The sequence below is a fragment of the Methylobacterium sp. Leaf99 genome (genome assembly GCF_001422375.1).
In the GTDB taxonomy this organism is placed as follows: Bacteria; Pseudomonadota; Alphaproteobacteria; order Rhizobiales; family Beijerinckiaceae; genus Methylobacterium.
This window is the reverse complement of the sequence record NZ_LMMU01000001.1, coordinates 683,150-701,359: the sequence shown is the minus strand read 5'-3', so window position 1 is coordinate 701,359 and position 18,210 is coordinate 683,150. Positions and strand designations below refer to the sequence as shown.

Here is an 18,210-nt window from a genome sequence, read left to right as displayed (position 1 = left end):
GGACGCTGACAACTCGTATCCGTGCGAAATCTCGGAAAGCGTGGCCGCAAACGCGAGATCCGCCATGACGAACGCCGCTCTCGCAAGGGCCGGCGCCTCGCGGCCGGCTTCCGCCGCCTCAAGGACTTCCGGCGCCTCGCCACGCGATACGACAGGTTCGCCCGCCACGGGGCCTCGGCCATCGTGCTCGCCGCCGGCACAGCTCCCCGGTGCCGATGGAGTCGAGCCCCTGGGAACCGTGCCGCATCGCTCGACCTCGCCGGCGACCGACGACGCCCCGCCGCCCGATCTGATCACGGGCTGGCGGGGCGGGACGTTCATGTCGCGGCTGATACCCTAGGTTCCCCGAAGACAATCCGGGTCACGCGACTCCATAATCGAGAAGAATGCCATTCTGCAGCTGATGGTCCGTGTTGTTGTGGTTCTCAGCGCTCTCCGAGAACCCGAGAAGCACGTCGCCCCGATCAAGGATCTTGTTCGCCAAGGCGTTGGTCCAGTTCTGAAATCCTTGAGCGTCCGGCGCACGATGAAGCGTATTCGCGTAGAGGTTGGTGACGAACTGTGCGTCGCTGACGGTGGGGCCGTAATGGCTGACAGACTCCGCAGAACCTACGAACGCATCTGCCATATCGCCGAGACTGATGGCGCCGCTGTCCACGAGGTTCACATTGTGGGTGAGGCCGGGCGTATCGGGAACCCGATTGAATTCCGCCTGATACAGCCGGTAGACTTGGCCGGCGTTACCATTGAAATCCAACGCGAGGGTCTGGTCCTGGAAGCTGACGCGTTCGACGCCGGTCAGGAACGACGTCGAGCCGGTCGTGGTGCTGTGGAACCCAATGACGCCGTTCTGGGATGCGGCCGTGTACTGAGCAATCGATCCGGAGAAGACCACCGTATCGCGACCGGCGCCGCCATTGATGATGTCATTGCCGCCGTTGCTGTAGATCAGGTCATTGCCGCCGAGGGCGGTGATCGTATCGTTGCCAGCTGTGCCGCGCAGGAGGTCAACGCCCTCCGTGCCGGTGATGATTGCTCCCGGCGTACCCGGATTTGCGGGGGGCCCACCGGGCGTGCCGCCAGCGCCGGTCCCGAGCAGAACGCCGGTCAGACTCCCGACCGTTCCAAGGAGCGCATCGACCGTCGATGGGATCAGCCCATCTCCCGCGCCGGCTGAGCCTCCCCCGAGCAGGCCGCCGAGCAGGCCGCCATTCCCCCCTGTGGTTCCCGTACCGAGATCGACACCGAGATTGATGACCGGAGACGCCGAAGCCGAGGTGGCCGTCGTGCCACCGACTGCAGCATCGACTGTGAGAATGGAGGTCGATCCACCAGCGCCGACATTCAGATTGACGAGTCCCGTCAGATCGAGATTGAGGACACTTGAGGGTGTTGAAGTTCCGGCAGAGTTCCCTCCCAGGCCAAGAAGGCCACCAGATCCACCGAGACCTAAATTGATGCCAAGCAGAGCCATTTGTCGTCTCGCAGTTGAAATTTATACAGTGGCCGCTTGCTGCGGTACCTAATAAGCGCATTATGACGGCCCTTGTTCAACCTACAGGCGACACTGTCCCCATTTCTTCGAAATCTGTGGTTACAAATCAATGAATTGTCGCTTTGCAATGCAAGTTATGAAGCTTTGCGCGGGTATCTAAGCGAACAGTTCGCCCTTCAGGTCGATGCCGTGAGCAACCGGAGGAATGCATTCTGGAACCACCGCTCCGCGCGTGCCTGGACGCAGGCGAAGGCTCCCCAAGCAGGCGGTGATGTGCGGGTCGAGGTGGGTGGCTCAAGCGGTCGGCGCGCTTCCGGTCCGCCGCGACGGGTCGGCGCAAAAGCCGATTGGCACCCGCTCCGGGGAACCCGTTCGGCTGGTGCGCGAGGCGCGCACCTCGGGCGAGCGCAGGTTCTGCCCCTGGAACCTGCTATCCGATGCCATCCACAAACAGCTCGCCGTCATGATCGAGGCGTGCTGGATCCGCGAGCGGGCGCATCAGCGGATGTCAGGACGAGCTTGGCCCCGACCACACCGAGGGCGGCTCGTGGACCGGGCTGCATCGACACGCGCCGATGATGGCCGACGCCTTCCTCCGGTTCCGGCGCCTCGCCGCGGCGGATCGGAGAAAGTATCGGCTGCTCACGCCCCGGCCGTCGATCGGCCACGAGGAAAGCGCTCCGCCGAAATCCTGCTAGATCCCGGTCTCAAACGCCCATTGTTCCATCCCGACCGTCTGCCCGCCGGTCACGGCCCACTGGCCCGACGTGACTTTGCCGCCGCTCACCTGGAAACTCGCGACGCCTCCGGACCCGGGAGCGCCGGCCGCCTGGAAGACGACCGACAGGACGGAGCCGGTGAGGATTCCGGTTCCGATCTGACGCGCGGATCCGATCTGCCAAACGATGCTGTAGGTGTCGCCGAGCTTCTTCACGGCAGCCTCGCCGCGATAGACCTGAGACTGGCCGGGGTTTCGCCCTTTGATCTTGTAGCGCCCCTCGATGGCCGCGGCCGGAAAGCTCGTGGCGGCCATGGCGGCAAGTGCCAATGCGATTCTCATGGGCGTCCCATCCCTGTCGTGTCGGACGCAACGTAGGGCCCCATCCACCCTGCACCAAACCCGTCGCGACGGCGGGGCAACGCCGCTCTACCGCAGGTGCCCGGCCTGCCGCAGGGCCTTCTCCACCTCCTCGCAGACCCGGTGCATCCCGTCGTCGTTTCGGGCCGGCGGCGGCTGCCGCGGCACCATCGTTTCGAGCCGCGACGCGTCTTCCGGAAGCTCCCCCGGCCGACGCGCGACGCCGACCTTGTCGTCCGACCCGCGAGAGACCGCGGAAAGCAGCTTCCTGATCATGGGCGCCTCCTGATCCTCTAGCCCAAACAGTATCCGCACCGCGCACACATCGTTCCATCACATCGGAAACCACCAGGGTCGTCGCTGAAATCCAGCGTGCGTCCTGGGCGCGCCGGTATGACTTCGGGCCGAAGGGGCCTGACGGTGATGCCGGGCCCCGCGCCATCGGGGCCGTGACGGCCTTCCCGCGTGCGGTCGGCCTCGGGCCCGGCGGCATCGCCGGGCCGCTGAATCGTTCAACGATGTCGAGCAAGACTCGACCGGCCCGGCTCCGGCCACGGCGGGACTATGCGTGAGGCCCGCACGCGCCAAGACCCGCGAGGCTCGACAGAAACAAATGCTGGAGCGGAAAAGCCAAACAGCGTAATGATATTATGCGCTGATGAACCGAGTGAACAACATGAGACTTGTGCGAGCCTTTTCTGTTGCCGTGGCAATCTATTCAGTGTCCAGCTCAGCCATGGCCGGGTGTACATGCGCTTGTGTTGAGGGAGAAGCGCGAAACATATGCACTGATCCGAGGGACATGCACATCATATGTCAGCGGATTTGCATCCAGCCGATCTATCCGAAAGGGTTTCAGCCTTCTGGCGGCGGGGGCGGTATCGATAGTCGGTCTGGCGGGCAGCAGCAAAACGGCACTGATATTGGATCAGGTCGAAATTGATCTTGCCACACAAGACGGCAATCTGATCGAAGTTGTAATTGCTTTTCCCGTCTCCGATCACATCAACTGCCGGAACGCCTTCGGAAACCTTGCCCATGACCGCCCGAACAGGCAGCTCGGCGCCGGCCGAACCCGGGCGGTGCCGACCCGCGTGTGGACCCCCCGAAAGGTTGGGGGGTGATCTCGGGTCTGGATGCCAGGGGGCCTGGGACGTGGGGACCGGAGACGATCGGCGGGCACGGGGCCATGCCGCAAATGTCACAGCCGGGCTGTCCGCCGGAACGTGCGCGGGGCCAATCTTGTTGGGAGCTTTGGAAAACCTCGGAGAAACCAATGAAGAACGTCTGCACGATCGCCGTCGCCGCCACGATCCTGTTCGCCGCGGGGTCGGCAGCGATGGCCGCGCCCTGCGCGGTCGGCACGACCACGAACGCCCAGGGCCAGGGCGCCGCGACCGACAAGAGCTCCAAGGCGGACGGCACGTCGGATACGAAGGTCACCCCCGGCGCCAAGGCCGAGTCCCCCGGTACCGTCGGCGCCATGAACAACGTCGGCGGCAACACCCAGCCCGGCGGCGACGAGAAGAAGCCGGCCGAGGGTCAGGTCGTCAAGCCGGGCAGCAACGACTGCTGATCCGCAGGCGGGCGGTGATCCGCTCGATTCTGCCGACACGAAGCCCGGCGCCGTCACTGGCGACCGGGCCTTTCCGGTTGTCTCCGATCGTTCGTTCCTTGCCCTTCCCCCAGCGATCCAACGCGAACGCGCTCGAATCAGCGGTTGCGAGCAGGCGATGAGCAGCGTGCCGCGGTCCGGACAGCCTCCCTCACCTCGACAGCCGCCCTCCAGCGGCGACCTCGGAGGAATGCCCCGGTCGTCCGAGCGTCCGCCGAAAGGCATCCACGATGTCGGTTTTCGGGACGACCGCGACTGGAATGCCTTCCGCCTGTTCGGGGGGCCGCGCGTCCTTCATCGTCGCTGGGATTTCTACGCCACGCGCGACGTCGAGCCGGGCGATACGGTCATTTTCGCCGAGGGCGATGAAACCCAGCCGGTGGCCGAACGAAACGCGACCGACCTCGACGAGCGCTGGCTGTCGCCCGAGGTCGCTGCGCAGACCGGCGCTGCCTTCGCCGCCGGTTGAGCGGCGTGAACGCCACCCCCTTTGCCCTGTCTCATCCGCAGTGCCGAAGCCGTTGTCGCGCCGGCGTCATGGATGGATGCGGATCGGCGAGACGTCCGGGGGCCAGGGTCTCCTCGCCGAAGAACGCGGAGGCGGCGGGCCTGCGGCGGCTCCGGGGGGGGGGGCGGCAGATCGCACGCCGGAAAAGTGTCCGCTGAGGCTCTCGATTGCGACGAGGGCAGGAACACACCCGCACGCTGCGGCTTGGTCCCCTGCATTTCGACAGGGATCAAAGCCATGAGCCAAGCCAGCGTGCCGAATGGGTCGGATCCGAAGCCTGAGGAAGCACCGGTTCCCGATCAGCGAGCTCCGAAGGTCGGACCGGAGCCCTCAGTTCCTCAGGAGGATGATCCGGAGATCGAGAAGACCGAAGAGCAGCCGAGCTGAGGCCGTCGTCGGACACCGCGAACAGGAGACGGGCCATGAGCAGCGCACCCGACGGGTCGGTCATCCGCCGCGATTCACCGCGGCCGGACCTCCTCGCTTTCGAGATCAAAGACAAGATCTCCAAAGCCGACATCGAATGGATGTCGTCTCTAACCGACGAGGCCATGCAGTCCCTCGACAAGATCGACATGCTGATCATCATGTCGAACTATGAGGGATCGGATCTCGGTGCCACCTTCGACGGCTATGCGGCCAGCGTGAAAGCGCGCTCGGTCGCGCACATCAGGCGCTATGTCGTCGTCGGCGCCCCAACGTTCGCCAAGACGATGATCAACCTGTCCGGTTTCGTCATGCCCGTCGAAACCAAGACGTTCGATCTGGAGGACGAGGCGGCGGCGTGGGCCTGGCTCGCGCGAGACCTATCGGCCGCCGACTGATTCGAGGGACGGCGATCTGCCGACGTCGCGCTCGGATCGTCCGGGCCGCGACGCTGGTCCGGAAACGGCGTGCGGGTCGAGCGCGCGCCGTTTCCCATCAGCGCGCCGACGACGCCTCGGCGTCCGCAACCACCTGCACCGCGCGGACCGGGACGGTCGGCTTGGCTGCGGTCGTCAGGGTGGGCGTCGTGGTCAGATCACTGACGCTGCGAACCTTCTGAGTGTCACGCGCCTGCTCGCGGAAGAGCGGCGGGGTCAGATAGGTCGCCTCACCCGCCACGGCGACGCCGGAGGTGGCGGACAGGATGGCGGCGAGGACGAGGAAGGACGTATTGCGCATGGGACAGATCCGGCTTGCGCGGCTGGGAGCCGCTCGATGGACGGATTAGAGCACGCTTATGTTGCGATGCGGCATGCTACTTTTGCATCGCAGCATAATGCTGCCGCCAGACGGTTTGTCCACTATAACGCAAGTTCGACAGGGCCTGACCCGGTTACGACAGTTTCGAGGTATGCTCCCCACGCATTTCGAAGCTTTCGATGACCGCGTGGCGTAAAAATAACTTTCCGAAGACGAATAAATTTCTTGATGCCGTCGTTTCGGATCGGGAGGTCACCGCCTGCTCCGGTCCGTCACCAATCCTTGCGTCAACCCACGATCGGGATGAACGGGGCCGACCATGCCGTTCGGCTCGCAGGTGAGGAACGGGGACGGGCGATGCTTTTCCGCGATGGCGCCGTCGCCCGCCTCCGCCGGCACCGTGCCGAAGCGCAGACCGATGGCGTTGTTCAGGCGATCGAGTCCCGACGGCTCGACCTCACCCTCGCTCCATGGCGCGGTCGGAGCTCAGGCACGCCGGTCTGCACGCGACATCCTTCGCGCCTGAGCCGGGCCGGAACTCGCGCAACGCCATATTTACGATGCATCCCCAACCTATCGCCATCGCGGGACAAGGCAGGGATCCACCGGATTCCATGCTGATGCGGGGGCATCTTGAGACTGATCAGAATCTTGTTCGTCGCCGCGGTCGGCCTTACGAGCCTGTCCGCCTGTGTCGGCACCGATCCGCAGGCACGCCTGCGCGCGGGAGCCGGCACATCCTTCGCTTCCGCAGGCCCGCCCATGCCGGAAGCCGTCGAGCCCGCACAGCGCCTGACGGCCGTCATGCCGGGCGAGCTGCTCTTCGAGCCGGGACGCGGGGGTGGCGGCATCAATCCGCAAGCTGTTCTCACGCGCACCAACAACCGCGTCGCGGACTCCTCGGCGCCGCCCCGGCGCATGGTCGCCCATGCGGCCCATCTCAGTAAGGCGCCTATCTCTGCTGCGACGGCGGATTCGGGCGCCGTCCCGCAGACCTCCCCGTTCCTGGCCGCACGTCTGGGTCCGACCGACGCCCCCACGGGAACGCCCCCGGCCGTACGGTCGACGATGATGCCGCTCGCCGATGTCGAGGCGCACGCCGAAGTCGAGCAGCGCGCCCAGGCAAATCGGGATCGCCGCTTCGACGCCCAGGTCCGGCGCGCGAGCAGCAGCGTGTGCAGCGGATGTATTCCAGCGGCGGGTCGCAGACCCTCGCGGGCCAAACCATCGGCCGGCGCGATGGACGATTAGACCGATGCTCAAACGGCCCCGCACGTCAGAGGTCGTTCTGAACCGCCCGCCGGTCGCGCGGTCTGTTCGAGCATGAGAGGGACGAAGGCGACCATGCGGAGATCTGCGAGCGTGCCGGGACAACGCTCGTAATCTCGGCATGATTGTCCGAGCGCAGGCCGAAAGCCTGTCCGAAGGCTGCATCCCCGTTTCCTGAAGCACGGTTACGCCGATCAACGAAGCGATCGGGCACCGCGCTTCCGCCACCGGCTTCACGCTGCAAGCGCCGCCCCCGATCGGGTCCGCTCCGGGTCTGTTGTCGGTGGCCATTCGGTCTATACGCCTGATGCCTGTGCTCACTCGGTTGCACGGTGTTCGGGCGTTCGGGGGTCCCATGCGCGTTTTTGACTGCCTGCTCTACAACGGCGAGATCGACACCCTCGAGATCCGGCTCCACGAGCTTGCGACCTCGGTCGATGCCGTGGTGATCGTCGAGGCGACACGCACCTTCAGCGGCCGGCCCAAGCCGCTGCGTCTTCGAGCGCAATGGGCACGTATTCGCAGTTTCGCACACAAGATCCGCTACGTGGTCGTCGACGATGATATCGAGACGGGTGATGCGTGGGCACGCGAGCGGTTCCAGCGCAACACCATCCTGCGCGGTCTCCTGGACGCGGCGGACGACGATCTCATCGTGATGTCGGACGTCGACGAGATCCCCCGGGCTTCGGTGATCGCGGCGATCCGCGCAGCCGATCCTGAAAGTTACGGCCTCGTCCTCGACCTGAGCTATTTTGCCCTGAACTACGTCCATCAGGCCGGCCCAGAGGTCGACCTCATCACGGCCATCGTCTGTCCCTATGCTCGGCTCAAGACCGATACACCCGACGCACTGCGCTACGCTTTTCGACATGGGACGGAGCCCGTCCAGCGGATCAGCGACGCGGGCTGGCACTTCTCCTACCTCTCGGACTTGGCCGGCATTCGCGCCAAGATACGCGATTTTTCGCATCAGGAGTTCAACACCTCCGCGTTCCTCACCGCAATCGATCCCCTGGCCCTCATCGCCGCTCGCCAGGACCTGTTCGGCCGGCCCGATTATGTCTGGGCAATTGGAGCCGAGCATAGGCTGCCCGCCTATGTCCGGGCGCAGCGCGCGCGATTCGCACATCGGATCCTGACGCCGCTCGGGGGCTTCGTCGCCGACGCGCCCGAGGATGCATGGCCTGCCGAGGCCAGCCGGCCCGAGCCGATCATCCTGTGTCCCTACGTTCACGAGGATGATCGCGCCCGTGTGGTCGCCGCCTTCGGCCTCGATACGGAGCGGGGCCGTCACCTCCCGTTCCATCTCTGGCAGGATCACGACCGCCTCGGACCCGAGCGCGCCTACGAACAGGGCTGGCGGGCGTTTCCCGACCGCGACGTCATCATCGTCCACACGGACATGGCACCAATGCCGGACGATACCGGGAACGCCTGGTACGCGCAGCTTCTCGCATGGGTCGAGACGCTGCCGGGAGCGGGGCTGATCGGCTGCGACCTGCTCTACCCGCTTCAGAACCCGACAGGGGGCTGGTACGTCCAATGCGCCGGCGGCGCCTTCGATCACGGTCGGATCAGTCATGTCGGCGGCGGTGTGGATCTTCGCGCCGGGCAGGCTGGTGCGGGCGCTTACCGCTACGACACGCGCTACGAGGCTGCGCGTCCGGTCGACTGGATCACCTTCGGAGGCGCTTATATCCGCCGGGAGGTGATCGACATGGTCGGCAACTTCGACCGCGGCTACCGCTGGGCCTACGTCATGGATGCCGATTATGCCCTCGAAGCTCGGATCCGCGGCAGCCGCTGCTGGCAAGTTCCCGTGACGCTCCTCCATGAGGAAAATGGCTCGACCCGGTCTTTGCTGCAGGACCCGGATTACACCGAGAAGGTCCAGTTCAACTATGCGTACTTCGCCAGCAAGTGGCAGGCCCTGTTCGCTGCGACGCGTGTCGGCACCTGGCTCGGCGCTCGCCGGGTGTCCTCGCCTGCATCGAAACCAACGCCCTCAGCCGCACCGGACGAGACGCCGGCCGCACGCTGGCTGGCGGTTCACCAGACCGCCCTGCTGGCCGAGGCTCGCGCCCGCGGCGCGGATTTCGCCATTGCCGCCTACACCCGGGCCATCGATCATCCGGACGATCGCGCCATCACGATCGCAGACGTGCAGCGGGCCTACCGCCTGATCCTTGGTCGTGCCATCGACGAGGGCAGTAAAATTCAATGGGAGCATCACATCGCCCAGCAACCCTTGCGCATCGACACGGTGGTGCGCACGCTTTGCCAATCGCCTGAATATGGTCAGCTCGCCGGTTCAGCGGTATGATGCTCAAGTGTCGTTGATCCGCGCTGATCGATGAGGACCCTCACGGATGGAAGCGCGACCGGCTTGCCTTTGTGGCGGCAGGCCGGGGGCGACGGAGTTCTGAGGGCTGATACGGCCTCCGCTCGATCGGAGCGGTGGCTGGATCGGGCAAGCCTGCGTGGCGTCTGAGCAAAGCCCCAATCCGCCATCCCGAAGGCATCGACCGGATTCGGTAGGAACCGAACCAAGGTCTTGCCGAGACTTTGGTCTTTATGATGCCCGCGCGCCGGTTGCAGCATCGAGGCGGCGGTGGCGGATCTGGCTTGGCGCTTTCACGCGGCGTGGGCGGTGATGCAGCGGTTCATGCCGATCAAGCAACCGGAGGCCGAGCGCAGGGACGGCCGGATGATCCTTTCGGGCAACCGAGACGCTTGGGCAGGCATGCGCCATGCGGCGCTCGGATCACGCCGCGGGCTGTGAGCGCGTAGAAGCGAGGACCCCGGAGGATGAGGCGCCCTGGCTCCACCCGGCCTCGGTCCGGCCGCGCCCTGTTCCGACCGCGAGCCCAGGGCGTCAGCGGTCCCTCGCGCGCAGGATCCAGATGACGCCGACCACGGGCACGATCAGCCCGAACAGGGTGAAAAAGAGAAAGCCGAAGTTCATCGCGCGCCGATTGCCGTCATCCGTTCCCGCCTTATCGCTTACGCGCAGGCCGCAATCCAGACCAGCGGGATCGGTACCCGTGTGGCGGGGCGCTTTTTGCGGGGGAGCGTGGCCTGCGGAGATCCACGGCGCATATGGGAGGGGGATGCAAAAGACATCGTGCCAACGGCCACACCGGCGATGCCGCAGCGGTCGATGGCCTGAGCGAAGCCATGGATTCGATGAATGTCCGGGGCCGGGCTCGATCGGTGCCGGAGGGCAAGGACGGCAGCGAGCGCGATGGCTGACGGGCAGGGTAAGCGCTCGGTGACGGCTGCCTTGTCATGCACGCCGGCTGGCTCGGCCATCGCCGACCGCCCGCTCCGCCATCGTCACGCGACCGACGAAGACCGACCCTCCAGCTTCGGTGACCCATTGGGGACAGGCCAATCCTCCTACCCCCATGGGGATCGGGAGCGAGACAAACGCTGGGCGGCTGCACACCGCGAGATGGGGCCAAGGCAACCGTCGAGCGCTCCTGTCGCGCCCCGGTTGCGCGTCATCCCGGACATCGCACCGACCGACAGGATCACCGTCCTGTCATGGGACGGCGAGAGGCCCCCGGTGATCCCGGCGGCACGGTTGGCAGCAGGGGTGACTGGCTTGAGCATGAGCGCGTCAGGACTCAAAAAGATCCGACACCCGGGAGACGGCGTCGGCTCGATGCTTCATATGCCTAAGCGGGACAATCGCCCCACGACATTCACCGGTCTGATGAGGGTGGCACCGTCGACACGGCCTCGCCCTGCCAAGCCGAGTTTGGTACTCAACGCGCTGGAACTCGATTTCATGACAATGGATCGTAAGGCATTACAGACTGATGTCGCGACGGCCTATCAGATGCTCCTCGGCCGAGGTCCAGGAGATGTGTCAGCCGACGAGCATCCGACCCTTACCGTGTCTTCGCTGCTGAAGATGATCGTCGGATCACCCGAGTATCAGAAGGCGGTCCGGGAGCGATGCCGCGCTGCTCTCGAACAATCGACCGAAAAATTTATCGAGCAACTGGCCTTGGAGCAAATGGCGCCTTGGCGGATTTGCGGTGCCGATAAATCTACGCTTCAAGACGACTTGATCGATATCAGCACTCGATTTCCGAGCGTGTTTTTATTCGATATCAGAAACTCGCTCGTCACCTTTCGAAATGATGTCATAAGCCAGCATCAGAATGAGTATGGGGAAATTATCCTCAGCAGAGCCGTGTCATACCAGCGGATGATAGAGGGTGCTATCGCGATCCGCCCGCTGCGCGACATGACGATTGCAATTGATCTCACCGACGGAGCCGAAGAGCATCTGGAGCTGCCAATCTTCACGTTTCAACGAAATACGGATCAGCTTTCTCCGCTTCTGCCCGACTTTGAATTATATGATACATCGTTCCTGGAGTATGCTCCCGTCGACAACGTCAACTTCGAGCAGAAAAAGGTGCATGCCGTCTTTGCGGGGTCGACCACTGGGGCGAACATAACCCTCGAAGCGGCGATGCAACGGACACCGACACGAATCCGGGCCGCTTTCGCATTTAAGGGCCGCGAAGACGTTACCTTCCGACTGCCGAACCTCGTTCAATGTACGCCGGATGCCGAAGCGTATCTGACGCAACAAGGCTTCGGTACGGGCCGCATCGAATGGCACGAGACGTATGGAAGCAAGTTCATCATTTCGGTTGATGGGAACGGTGCCACCTGCACGCGATCGCATCTCGCGCTCAAAAGCAACAGTGTATTCATGAAGTATGACTCACCGTTCTGTCTTTTTTATTCAATTGCATTGACGCCTTGGGAGCATTTCGTTCCAATCCACAAAGATGAGGACGTTATTTCGGCGGTTGCCGAGGAGCGTGCGGAGCCTGGTCGGTTCGAGCCGATCGCGCGCGCCGGACGGTCATTTGCGGGCCGATTGCTTACGCGCGAAGCCATACTCGCCTACGTCTCCACAATCCTTTCAATTTATGGCGAGCTTATCGAATGAATTTCCCGGAAATTTCATCCGTCCGAAGCAAAACTCCCGTCCGAGCTCGATGAGGTGCAATCCCGCGGTGTGGTGATACGGCTGCTCACCATGCCGCGACGGATGCGCGATGGGTCAGGCTCGCCGCGCAAGCGCCACTCCGTGTCGACGCCCGTGGCGCGTCGCTTGGCGTGGTCCTGACCGGGACCAGCACCCCGCGACAGCACTCACCCTGTTGCCAGGCTCAGCGCGACCCGGCCGGTGCGCTGCGGACGCCCCCGCCGCCGCTCGGCAAGCTCGAGATCGGCTCCGAACGCCGCACGGACATCCAGCTCGTCTCCATGAACCCTGGCCTGCATGAACCCTGGACTTCGCGCTTCCTCACCCTCAACCAGCGCCAACGGTTCTGCTAGACGGTCTTGGTCCCCACCTGAGCGGCCGGTGGCCGCCGTGCCGTTCGCATCATCCCGGGGATGGGGTCATGGTGGTCCTCATCGCGCGTCGGCGTCGGAGCGCCCGGCCCCGGTCGGCGCGACCTCACGACGTCGGTCGCCGGTCGAGCGTCGTGAAACCCCCATCTCGGGTAGATTCTCAAAAGTGGAAATCCCATGAGCAGTTTGAAGTTCGGAACGAGCGGCCTGCGCGGCCTGGTGACGGATCTCGTCGGATGGCCGAGCTACGCGTATGCCACGGCGTTCTTCCGCGCTCTCGCCTCCGAAGCCGTCGCCGTCCGTGAGGTCGTGATTGGGCGCGACCTGCGCGACAGCAGCGCCGGCATCGCCGCGACCGTCGCGTCCGCGGCGGCGGCCGCCGGCCTCACGGCAATCGACTGCGGCGCCGTGCCGACCCCCGCCCTGGCGCTGGAGGGAATGCGGCGGGGGGCGTGCGCCGTGATGGTGACGGGGAGCCACATCCCGCAAGACCGCAACGGCTTGAAGTTCTACCGGCCCGAGGGTGAGATCACGAAGGCCGACGAAGCCGCCATCCTGGCCATCCTCGGCGATGTCGCGACGGTCGGATCCATGGGGCCGGACGTCGCGGCCACGCCGGAGCCGGGAGCGCTCGATCGCTACCAACGGCGCTACCGCGATGCCTTCGCTGCCGAAAGTTTGGCGGGCCTGCGCATCGCCGTCTATCAGCAGAGTTCCGTCGCCCGCGATATCCTCGCCGACCTGCTCGCCGCCTGCGGTGCCGAAGTCGTGACGCTCGGCCGCTCCGAGACGTTCGTGCCGATCGACACCGAAGCGCATCGCCCCGAAGACATCGCCTTCATCCGGGACGTGGCGGCATCGGCGCGATTCGATGCGCTCGTGACCACCGACGGCGATGCCGACCGGCCGTTGGTCGCCGAGTCCGATGGTCGAATCCTGCGGGGGGACGTGCTCGGCCTCATCACGGCGCGTTATCTGAGCGCCGACGTGGTGGTGGTCCCGGTGACGGCGGGTTCGGCCATCGAGCGGGCCGGAGGTTTCGAGCGCGTGCTGCGCACCAGGGTCGGCTCGCCCTTCGTCCTCGCCGGCATGGACCAGGCCCGCCGGGACGGGGCGAAGGCCGTCGTGGGCTTCGAGGCCAATGGTGGGTTCCTGCTTGGATCGGATGTCGTCGTCGACGGTCGGGCTCTGTCGGCCCTCCCGACCCGCGACGCGATGCTGCCGATCCTCGCGACCCTGGCGGCGGCACGGCGCATGGGGGTCGGGCTGGCGGATCTCGTGGCCGGGCTCGATGTGGGCGAGACCGCGAGTGACCGCCTCCCCGACACGCCACCGGCACACAGCAGCCGCTTCCTGCAGCGGCTGGCGGACGCCGAGTTTCGTCGTGCGTTCTGCAGGCCCGTCGGCGAGGCCGATGCGGTCGACATGCAGGACGGCACGAAGATCGCGCTGGGCGGTGGACGAACGATCCACTTCCGTGCGTCGGGCAACGCCCCGGAACTGCGGTGCTATGCGGAAGCCGGAACGGTCGGGGAGGCCGAGGATCTGGTCCGGTGGGGCCTCACGGAGGCATCGGCCGCCATGAAAGACGGGCCTGTCCTGCGAGAATGAGGACGTCGCGTTCACTCGGATCGGGGCTGAAGGCTCATGGAGATGGGGGGCGCAAGGTTGGCGAGGTCAGAGGCATCGAGCTTCTTCACCTGATCCTTGAAAGCGGCACGCTCTTCGTCGGGCGTGCAGCGGTCTCGCACCCAACCATTCGGTGTGGGTAACGGCGATGGTGCGATCCGCGCCCCCATCTGCCCACGCGGCATAGGGGTGACCCGACAGGGCGACGGCTTGGCGGTGGCTCAAGCCGACCGGGCGGTCCGTGCGCAATGCGGCCCAGGTGATCTCAAGGTACGCGCAGGCTTGGGCTTGCCGCGCCTTGGCCTTGCTCGGGTTTCGGGTGCGCAGGGAGAAGCGGATGGCCTCCGTGCTCGCGGTGATGGTCACGCGAACGGTCCCAGCGCCCTGCGGGATTATCAGCGTCCGGCCAACGGCGCGGTCTCGCACATCAACGGGGATGCGCTGGGCAAACTGCGAGTGAGAGGAGTCGGTGCGCTTCACCGGATGGACTAGCCGAAAGAGCATTCGTGACACGCCAATGTATCACGGTCATCTCGGCGTAACTGCTTCGCGGAACTTAAGTTTCTGAGGCGCAACGGCTTCTCAGAAAATTGGTGCCCAGGAAAGGCAAAAAGGCATAAGGCACCCTATGCTAAGTAGTTGTTTTAATACAGATATATGCCGATCTCAAGGAAATTGTATCACCTGATGTAACACCGTTAACACATGTGCTCTGGGGCTGGCTCGATGATACCTCTGTTGCGCACCAATCGGCTCCACCGAGCCAGTAACACCGCCGCTATTTAAATCTTTCTGACGCGGTGGGAATATGTAGAGTGTGTTCCAACCGGCTTTCTAACGGAGTTATGGTCGTGGACGGGGCGAAAGAACAGATTGATAATCTCTACAATGCCGGAAGCTCATTCGATTTCGAAAACTTCTCATACAAAAATTATCGTGGCATGCCAAATAGCTATACCCCCGCTTGGATAGGCTGGAAAGCACGTGTTAATAGCACAATTTCTCGATTGTTCGACAGTAAATCAGCTGCAATGAAGATGCTGCAGGCAGCAGAAAGAAAATATCCTTTGGGGGAGGGCCCTCAAATATTCGAACAAACTAAGACATACTACATGTCGGCGCTTTCTGCTGCAAGCGAGGCGTTGGAGGCGGATACATTCCGCGAGGTAACACAAAATACGGATACTGCAACAGCGCCTTTAGCCTATACAAACAAGGTTTTTGTTGTTCATGGGCATGACGAAGTAGCAAAACAGGAACTCGAGATTTTGCTGACAGAAATGGGTCTTGAGCCGGTAGTTCTCCACAGGCAGCCTGATGGCGGTCGGACAATCATTGAAAAGTTCGAACACTATGCAGATGTCGGATATGCATTTGTGCTTATGACGCCTGATGAAATTGCATATTTGGTCAGTGAAAACGAAAAACCAGATACGGATAGGGTCAAAGAGCAACGCTCTAGACCAAATGTTATTTTTGAATTCGGTTTTTTTGTAGGACGGCTAGGACGAGGTAGGACGTGCTGCCTCTATCGAGGTGATGTAGCTATACCAAGTGATTTGAGCGGCCTGATCTATAAAAGGTTTGAGCGGTCTGTCGAAGAAACGGCATGGAGTGTATCAAAGGAACTTAAAGCGGCGGGTTATTCTCTAAAATAGCTTTTGAAAATTGCTAGATCTATGGGGAATTAATCATCGCCCATAGTTAAATTTATTACTTATTTAACGATGCAGGGGGAAGATATGGAAAACAAAGAAAAAAATAGAATTAGCATTCGCTTAAGGAGAGTTTTCAGTGTTAGCCCAACGCAAATATATAAGGCTTATAATGATTATGCAGAACGAATAATATCGTCTAGCCCTTTTAAGAGAACGACGACAACCGGTTTATCCTTGATGGGCGCCGCAATAAGCCTGTCACTTGCTTCGTCGGTATCTGCGGTCACGCCATTCCTTCTAAAAATTTCATTCTCGGATGGAATGTCGATAACTATGATGGTGGTGGGGGGATTCCTGTTTGGCCTGGGATCGGCAGGAGAGGCATACATACAGCTTGCGAATCTTAGAAATTTGTCGAAACAATCTGAGGCGGCGACCTCTGAAGTCATGGCTCGAAAGGAGCAAATCATCGATCGAATGTTGTCATCTTATTCTGGGAATGGCGCTGATCCGAAACAACTACCAAAAGAATAACTTTTAACAAATACGCGGATTTTTTAAAATTTAGCTGATATAGGAGAAGGCTTTGGAAGGGGCAAAGAACATAATACAAGAGCTTATCCATAGCGGAGAGAGGTTTAACTTCCAAAATTTTGCTTCTCACTCTAGCTATGGGTATCCCATGGCTTACACAATCCCGTGGATTGCCTGGAAAACACGAGTCAGTGGCGCAATTGAAAGGCTTTTCGAAGCGAATTCCCCGGCAAGCCGATTGATAAAATCTGCGCAAGCAGAGGTCGTCATTGGCAATGATGCTGATCATTTTGAAAGAGCAAAATCGTGTTACATTGGAGCTCTAACGACTGCGCTTGAAATTATTGAAAAAGACACATTTGGAGAATTGATTGTGAGTAGTGACGCCGCATCAGGACCTCGCGCTTTTTCAAACAAAATATTCGTAGTGCATGGGCACGATAATGTTGCGAAACAAGAACTCGAAATCATTCTTGCCGAAATGGGTCTTGAGCCAGTGGTTTTGCACAGGCAGCCTGACGGAGGTCGAGTGCTAATTGAAAAATTCGAACATTACTCAGACGTGGGGTACGCTTTTATTCTTATGACCCCTGACGAAATTGCCTATCTTGCTGAGGATGAGGTTAAGTCTGACGCAGACAGGAGAAAAGAGCGACGAGCTCGACCAAATGTCATCTTTGAGTTTGGTTTTTTTGTAGGACGTTTGGGCCGCGGTAGAACATGCTGCTTGTATCGCGGTAATGTTACTATACCGAGCGATTTAAGCGGACTGATTTACAAAAAGTTTGAGAAAACAATTGAAGAAGTGGCCTATGGCATCAGAAGAGAGCTGATTGCTGCGGGGTATGTATTAAAGTAGTTGCGCCTTAATTTGCTTGATATTTAAATTCTTTTGGGTGACGGTGGTGTTTCATTACCAATAAATTATTTTTAGATGAGGAAACTTAAGCGCACGAGCCCCGTTTTTCAGTTCGAGATGGCAACTAATAAATGCTAAATGAAATATCCATTTCTGGTTCACACGGGACAATTAAAATCAGAGTGTTACTTGGATGGTTAATACTAAAATCTTGACGTCATTTCTCAGGGTCTTATTTTTGATCTACTTTCACTGCGAAGATTTTGATACGTACTGAGCGATCTTATCGACGCTCCGTTTGCATGAATCGCCTATTGCCGAAATAATTGCTTTTTAGGCTAAATCGATGCAGAATGATTAAACATAGCATTAGTTGTATTCTTTTCGATCCTTAGTGCGTCCCGGTCTTCCCCCGGACAACCTCGACAATCCTACGGGCTAACTCATCCTCCTCAGGCGTAAGGGTGTATTGAACCTGGCGGTGGCATTCTGGGTCAGTCCTGCGCTCCAATAGGCCCAGGTCTTCGCGGTCCCTACCGTATGCCCCCAGGTCGAGCAGCCAGCGGCTGGCGATGGGCTGAATGGTCCCGAGAGCTTTGGCGTATTCGATGGGGCCGTAGCCCGGAGTTATAGCCACTGCCAGGAAAGCTGAGACCTGCCGGAGGGTCGCCTTGGGATACACCTCCCGGAATCGATCCAAGGCCCAGAATAAGCGAATCAGCGCACGTGTGTCTGTAGGTACAAGGCCGTCAGAGGAAGCTATCTTCAGCATCAAATGAATACCTGTCCGATGGAAATGGGCATGCGTCGGGACAAAAAGACCCGGAATGGGCCTCCCCTTAGTTACATAGTTATCGTCATGAAGCTGTCGGGGATGCTGTTGACGATTGCAGCGAGGTGTTCGAGGGATGCCACCGTCAGCACATCATTGGCCCACTCTCTAGGGGACTGTGCACTACATCATAGGCGTGCTGCCCGAGTGACTGGAT

Annotated in this window: 17 protein-coding genes and 1 pseudogene; 12 read left to right on the top strand and 6 right to left on the bottom strand. The window is 61.4% G+C overall.

Annotated features, from left to right (window positions below; genetic code table 11):
• Positions 1-33: 33 nt before the first annotated feature.
• Positions 34-213 (top strand): annotated as a pseudogene (locus ASF28_RS23155) (IS5/IS1182 family transposase); the annotation flags it as partial.
• Between the two features lie 148 nt (positions 214-361).
• Here the strand turns inward: ASF28_RS23155 and ASF28_RS22815 are convergent.
• From ASF28_RS22815 to ASF28_RS22240, 4 genes are all read right to left on the bottom strand, one after another.
• Positions 362-1,474 (bottom strand): DUF4214 domain-containing protein, encoded by a 1,113-nt coding sequence (locus ASF28_RS22815; RefSeq protein ID WP_082475973.1) that lies wholly within the window; start codon positions 1,472-1,474, stop codon positions 362-364.
• A 715-nt stretch (positions 1,475-2,189) separates the two neighbouring features.
• Complete coding sequence (locus tag ASF28_RS03210; RefSeq protein ID WP_157085325.1) at positions 2,190-2,555, bottom strand: hypothetical protein; 366 nt, start codon at positions 2,553-2,555, stop codon at positions 2,190-2,192.
• 87 nt (positions 2,556-2,642) lie between these two features.
• Positions 2,643-2,849, bottom strand: coding sequence for a hypothetical protein (locus ASF28_RS03205; RefSeq protein ID WP_157085323.1), 207 nt, complete (start codon positions 2,847-2,849; stop codon positions 2,643-2,645).
• A gap of 533 nt (positions 2,850-3,382) precedes the next feature.
• A complete protein-coding gene (locus ASF28_RS22240; RefSeq protein WP_157085321.1) occupies positions 3,383-3,613 on the bottom strand; it encodes a hypothetical protein in 231 nt (76 codons plus the stop codon).
• A gap of 236 nt (positions 3,614-3,849) precedes the next feature.
• On the opposite strand from ASF28_RS22240, the gene ASF28_RS03200 reads away from it, so the two are divergent.
• The 3 genes from ASF28_RS03200 (at position 3,850) to ASF28_RS03190 (ending at position 5,520) form a co-directional block, all read left to right on the top strand.
• Positions 3,850-4,149 carry a hypothetical protein gene (locus ASF28_RS03200; protein ID WP_056087560.1) on the top strand — a complete coding sequence of 100 codons (300 nt, stop codon included), beginning with the start codon at positions 3,850-3,852 and terminating at the stop codon, positions 4,147-4,149.
• 229 nt (positions 4,150-4,378) lie between these two features.
• On the top strand, positions 4,379-4,657 hold the full coding sequence (locus ASF28_RS03195; RefSeq protein WP_056087556.1) for a hypothetical protein: 279 nt from the start codon (positions 4,379-4,381) through the stop codon (positions 4,655-4,657).
• A gap of 461 nt (positions 4,658-5,118) precedes the next feature.
• Positions 5,119-5,520 (top strand): STAS/SEC14 domain-containing protein, encoded by a 402-nt coding sequence (locus tag ASF28_RS03190; RefSeq protein WP_056087554.1) that lies wholly within the window; start codon positions 5,119-5,121, stop codon positions 5,518-5,520.
• Positions 5,521-5,617: 97 nt separating this feature from the next.
• On the opposite strand, the gene ASF28_RS03185 is transcribed toward ASF28_RS03190, so the two are convergent.
• Complete coding sequence (locus ASF28_RS03185) at positions 5,618-5,860, bottom strand: hypothetical protein (RefSeq protein WP_056087550.1); 243 nt, start codon at positions 5,858-5,860, stop codon at positions 5,618-5,620.
• A gap of 672 nt (positions 5,861-6,532) precedes the next feature.
• Here ASF28_RS03185 and ASF28_RS03180 point away from each other — a divergent pair.
• From ASF28_RS03180 to ASF28_RS03170, 5 genes are all read left to right on the top strand, one after another.
• Positions 6,533-7,132 carry a hypothetical protein gene (locus tag ASF28_RS03180; protein WP_056087547.1) on the top strand — a complete coding sequence of 200 codons (600 nt, stop codon included), beginning with the start codon at positions 6,533-6,535 and terminating at the stop codon, positions 7,130-7,132.
• A 325-nt stretch (positions 7,133-7,457) separates the two neighbouring features.
• The gene (locus ASF28_RS03175) at positions 7,458-9,476 is read left to right on the top strand and encodes a hypothetical protein (protein ID WP_082475972.1); all 2,019 of its coding nucleotides are present in this window, start codon (positions 7,458-7,460) and stop codon (positions 9,474-9,476) included.
• Positions 9,477-9,764: 288 nt separating this feature from the next.
• Positions 9,765-9,935 (top strand): hypothetical protein, encoded by a 171-nt coding sequence (locus tag ASF28_RS22235; protein ID WP_157085319.1) that lies wholly within the window; start codon positions 9,765-9,767, stop codon positions 9,933-9,935.
• 462 nt (positions 9,936-10,397) lie between these two features.
• Entirely contained in the window at positions 10,398-12,131 is a 1,734-nt protein-coding gene (locus ASF28_RS21395; protein ID WP_162239975.1) for a glycosyl transferase family 90, read from the top strand.
• Between the two features lie 587 nt (positions 12,132-12,718).
• Positions 12,719-14,152, top strand: coding sequence for a phosphomannomutase (locus tag ASF28_RS03170; RefSeq protein ID WP_056087542.1), 1,434 nt, complete (start codon positions 12,719-12,721; stop codon positions 14,150-14,152).
• Between the two features lie 66 nt (positions 14,153-14,218).
• Here the strand turns inward: ASF28_RS03170 and ASF28_RS22230 are convergent, their stop codons facing one another.
• Positions 14,219-14,536, bottom strand: a complete 318-nt coding sequence (locus ASF28_RS22230; protein ID WP_157085317.1) for a hypothetical protein — start codon at positions 14,534-14,536, stop codon at positions 14,219-14,221.
• A 485-nt stretch (positions 14,537-15,021) separates the two neighbouring features.
• Between ASF28_RS22230 and ASF28_RS21390 the strand changes: the two genes are divergently transcribed.
• The 3 genes from ASF28_RS21390 to ASF28_RS21385 all read left to right on the top strand — a co-directional run bounded on the left by ASF28_RS21390 (position 15,022) and on the right by ASF28_RS21385 (position 17,221).
• Positions 15,022-15,828, top strand: coding sequence for a TIR domain-containing protein (locus ASF28_RS21390; protein WP_200912638.1), 807 nt, complete (start codon positions 15,022-15,024; stop codon positions 15,826-15,828).
• Positions 15,829-15,912: 84 nt separating this feature from the next.
• The gene (locus ASF28_RS22225; RefSeq protein ID WP_157085315.1) at positions 15,913-16,362 is read left to right on the top strand and encodes a hypothetical protein; all 450 of its coding nucleotides are present in this window, start codon (positions 15,913-15,915) and stop codon (positions 16,360-16,362) included.
• A 52-nt stretch (positions 16,363-16,414) separates the two neighbouring features.
• Complete coding sequence (locus tag ASF28_RS21385) at positions 16,415-17,221, top strand: TIR domain-containing protein (protein ID WP_200912637.1); 807 nt, start codon at positions 16,415-16,417, stop codon at positions 17,219-17,221.
• Positions 17,222-18,210: the final 989 nt, after the last annotated feature.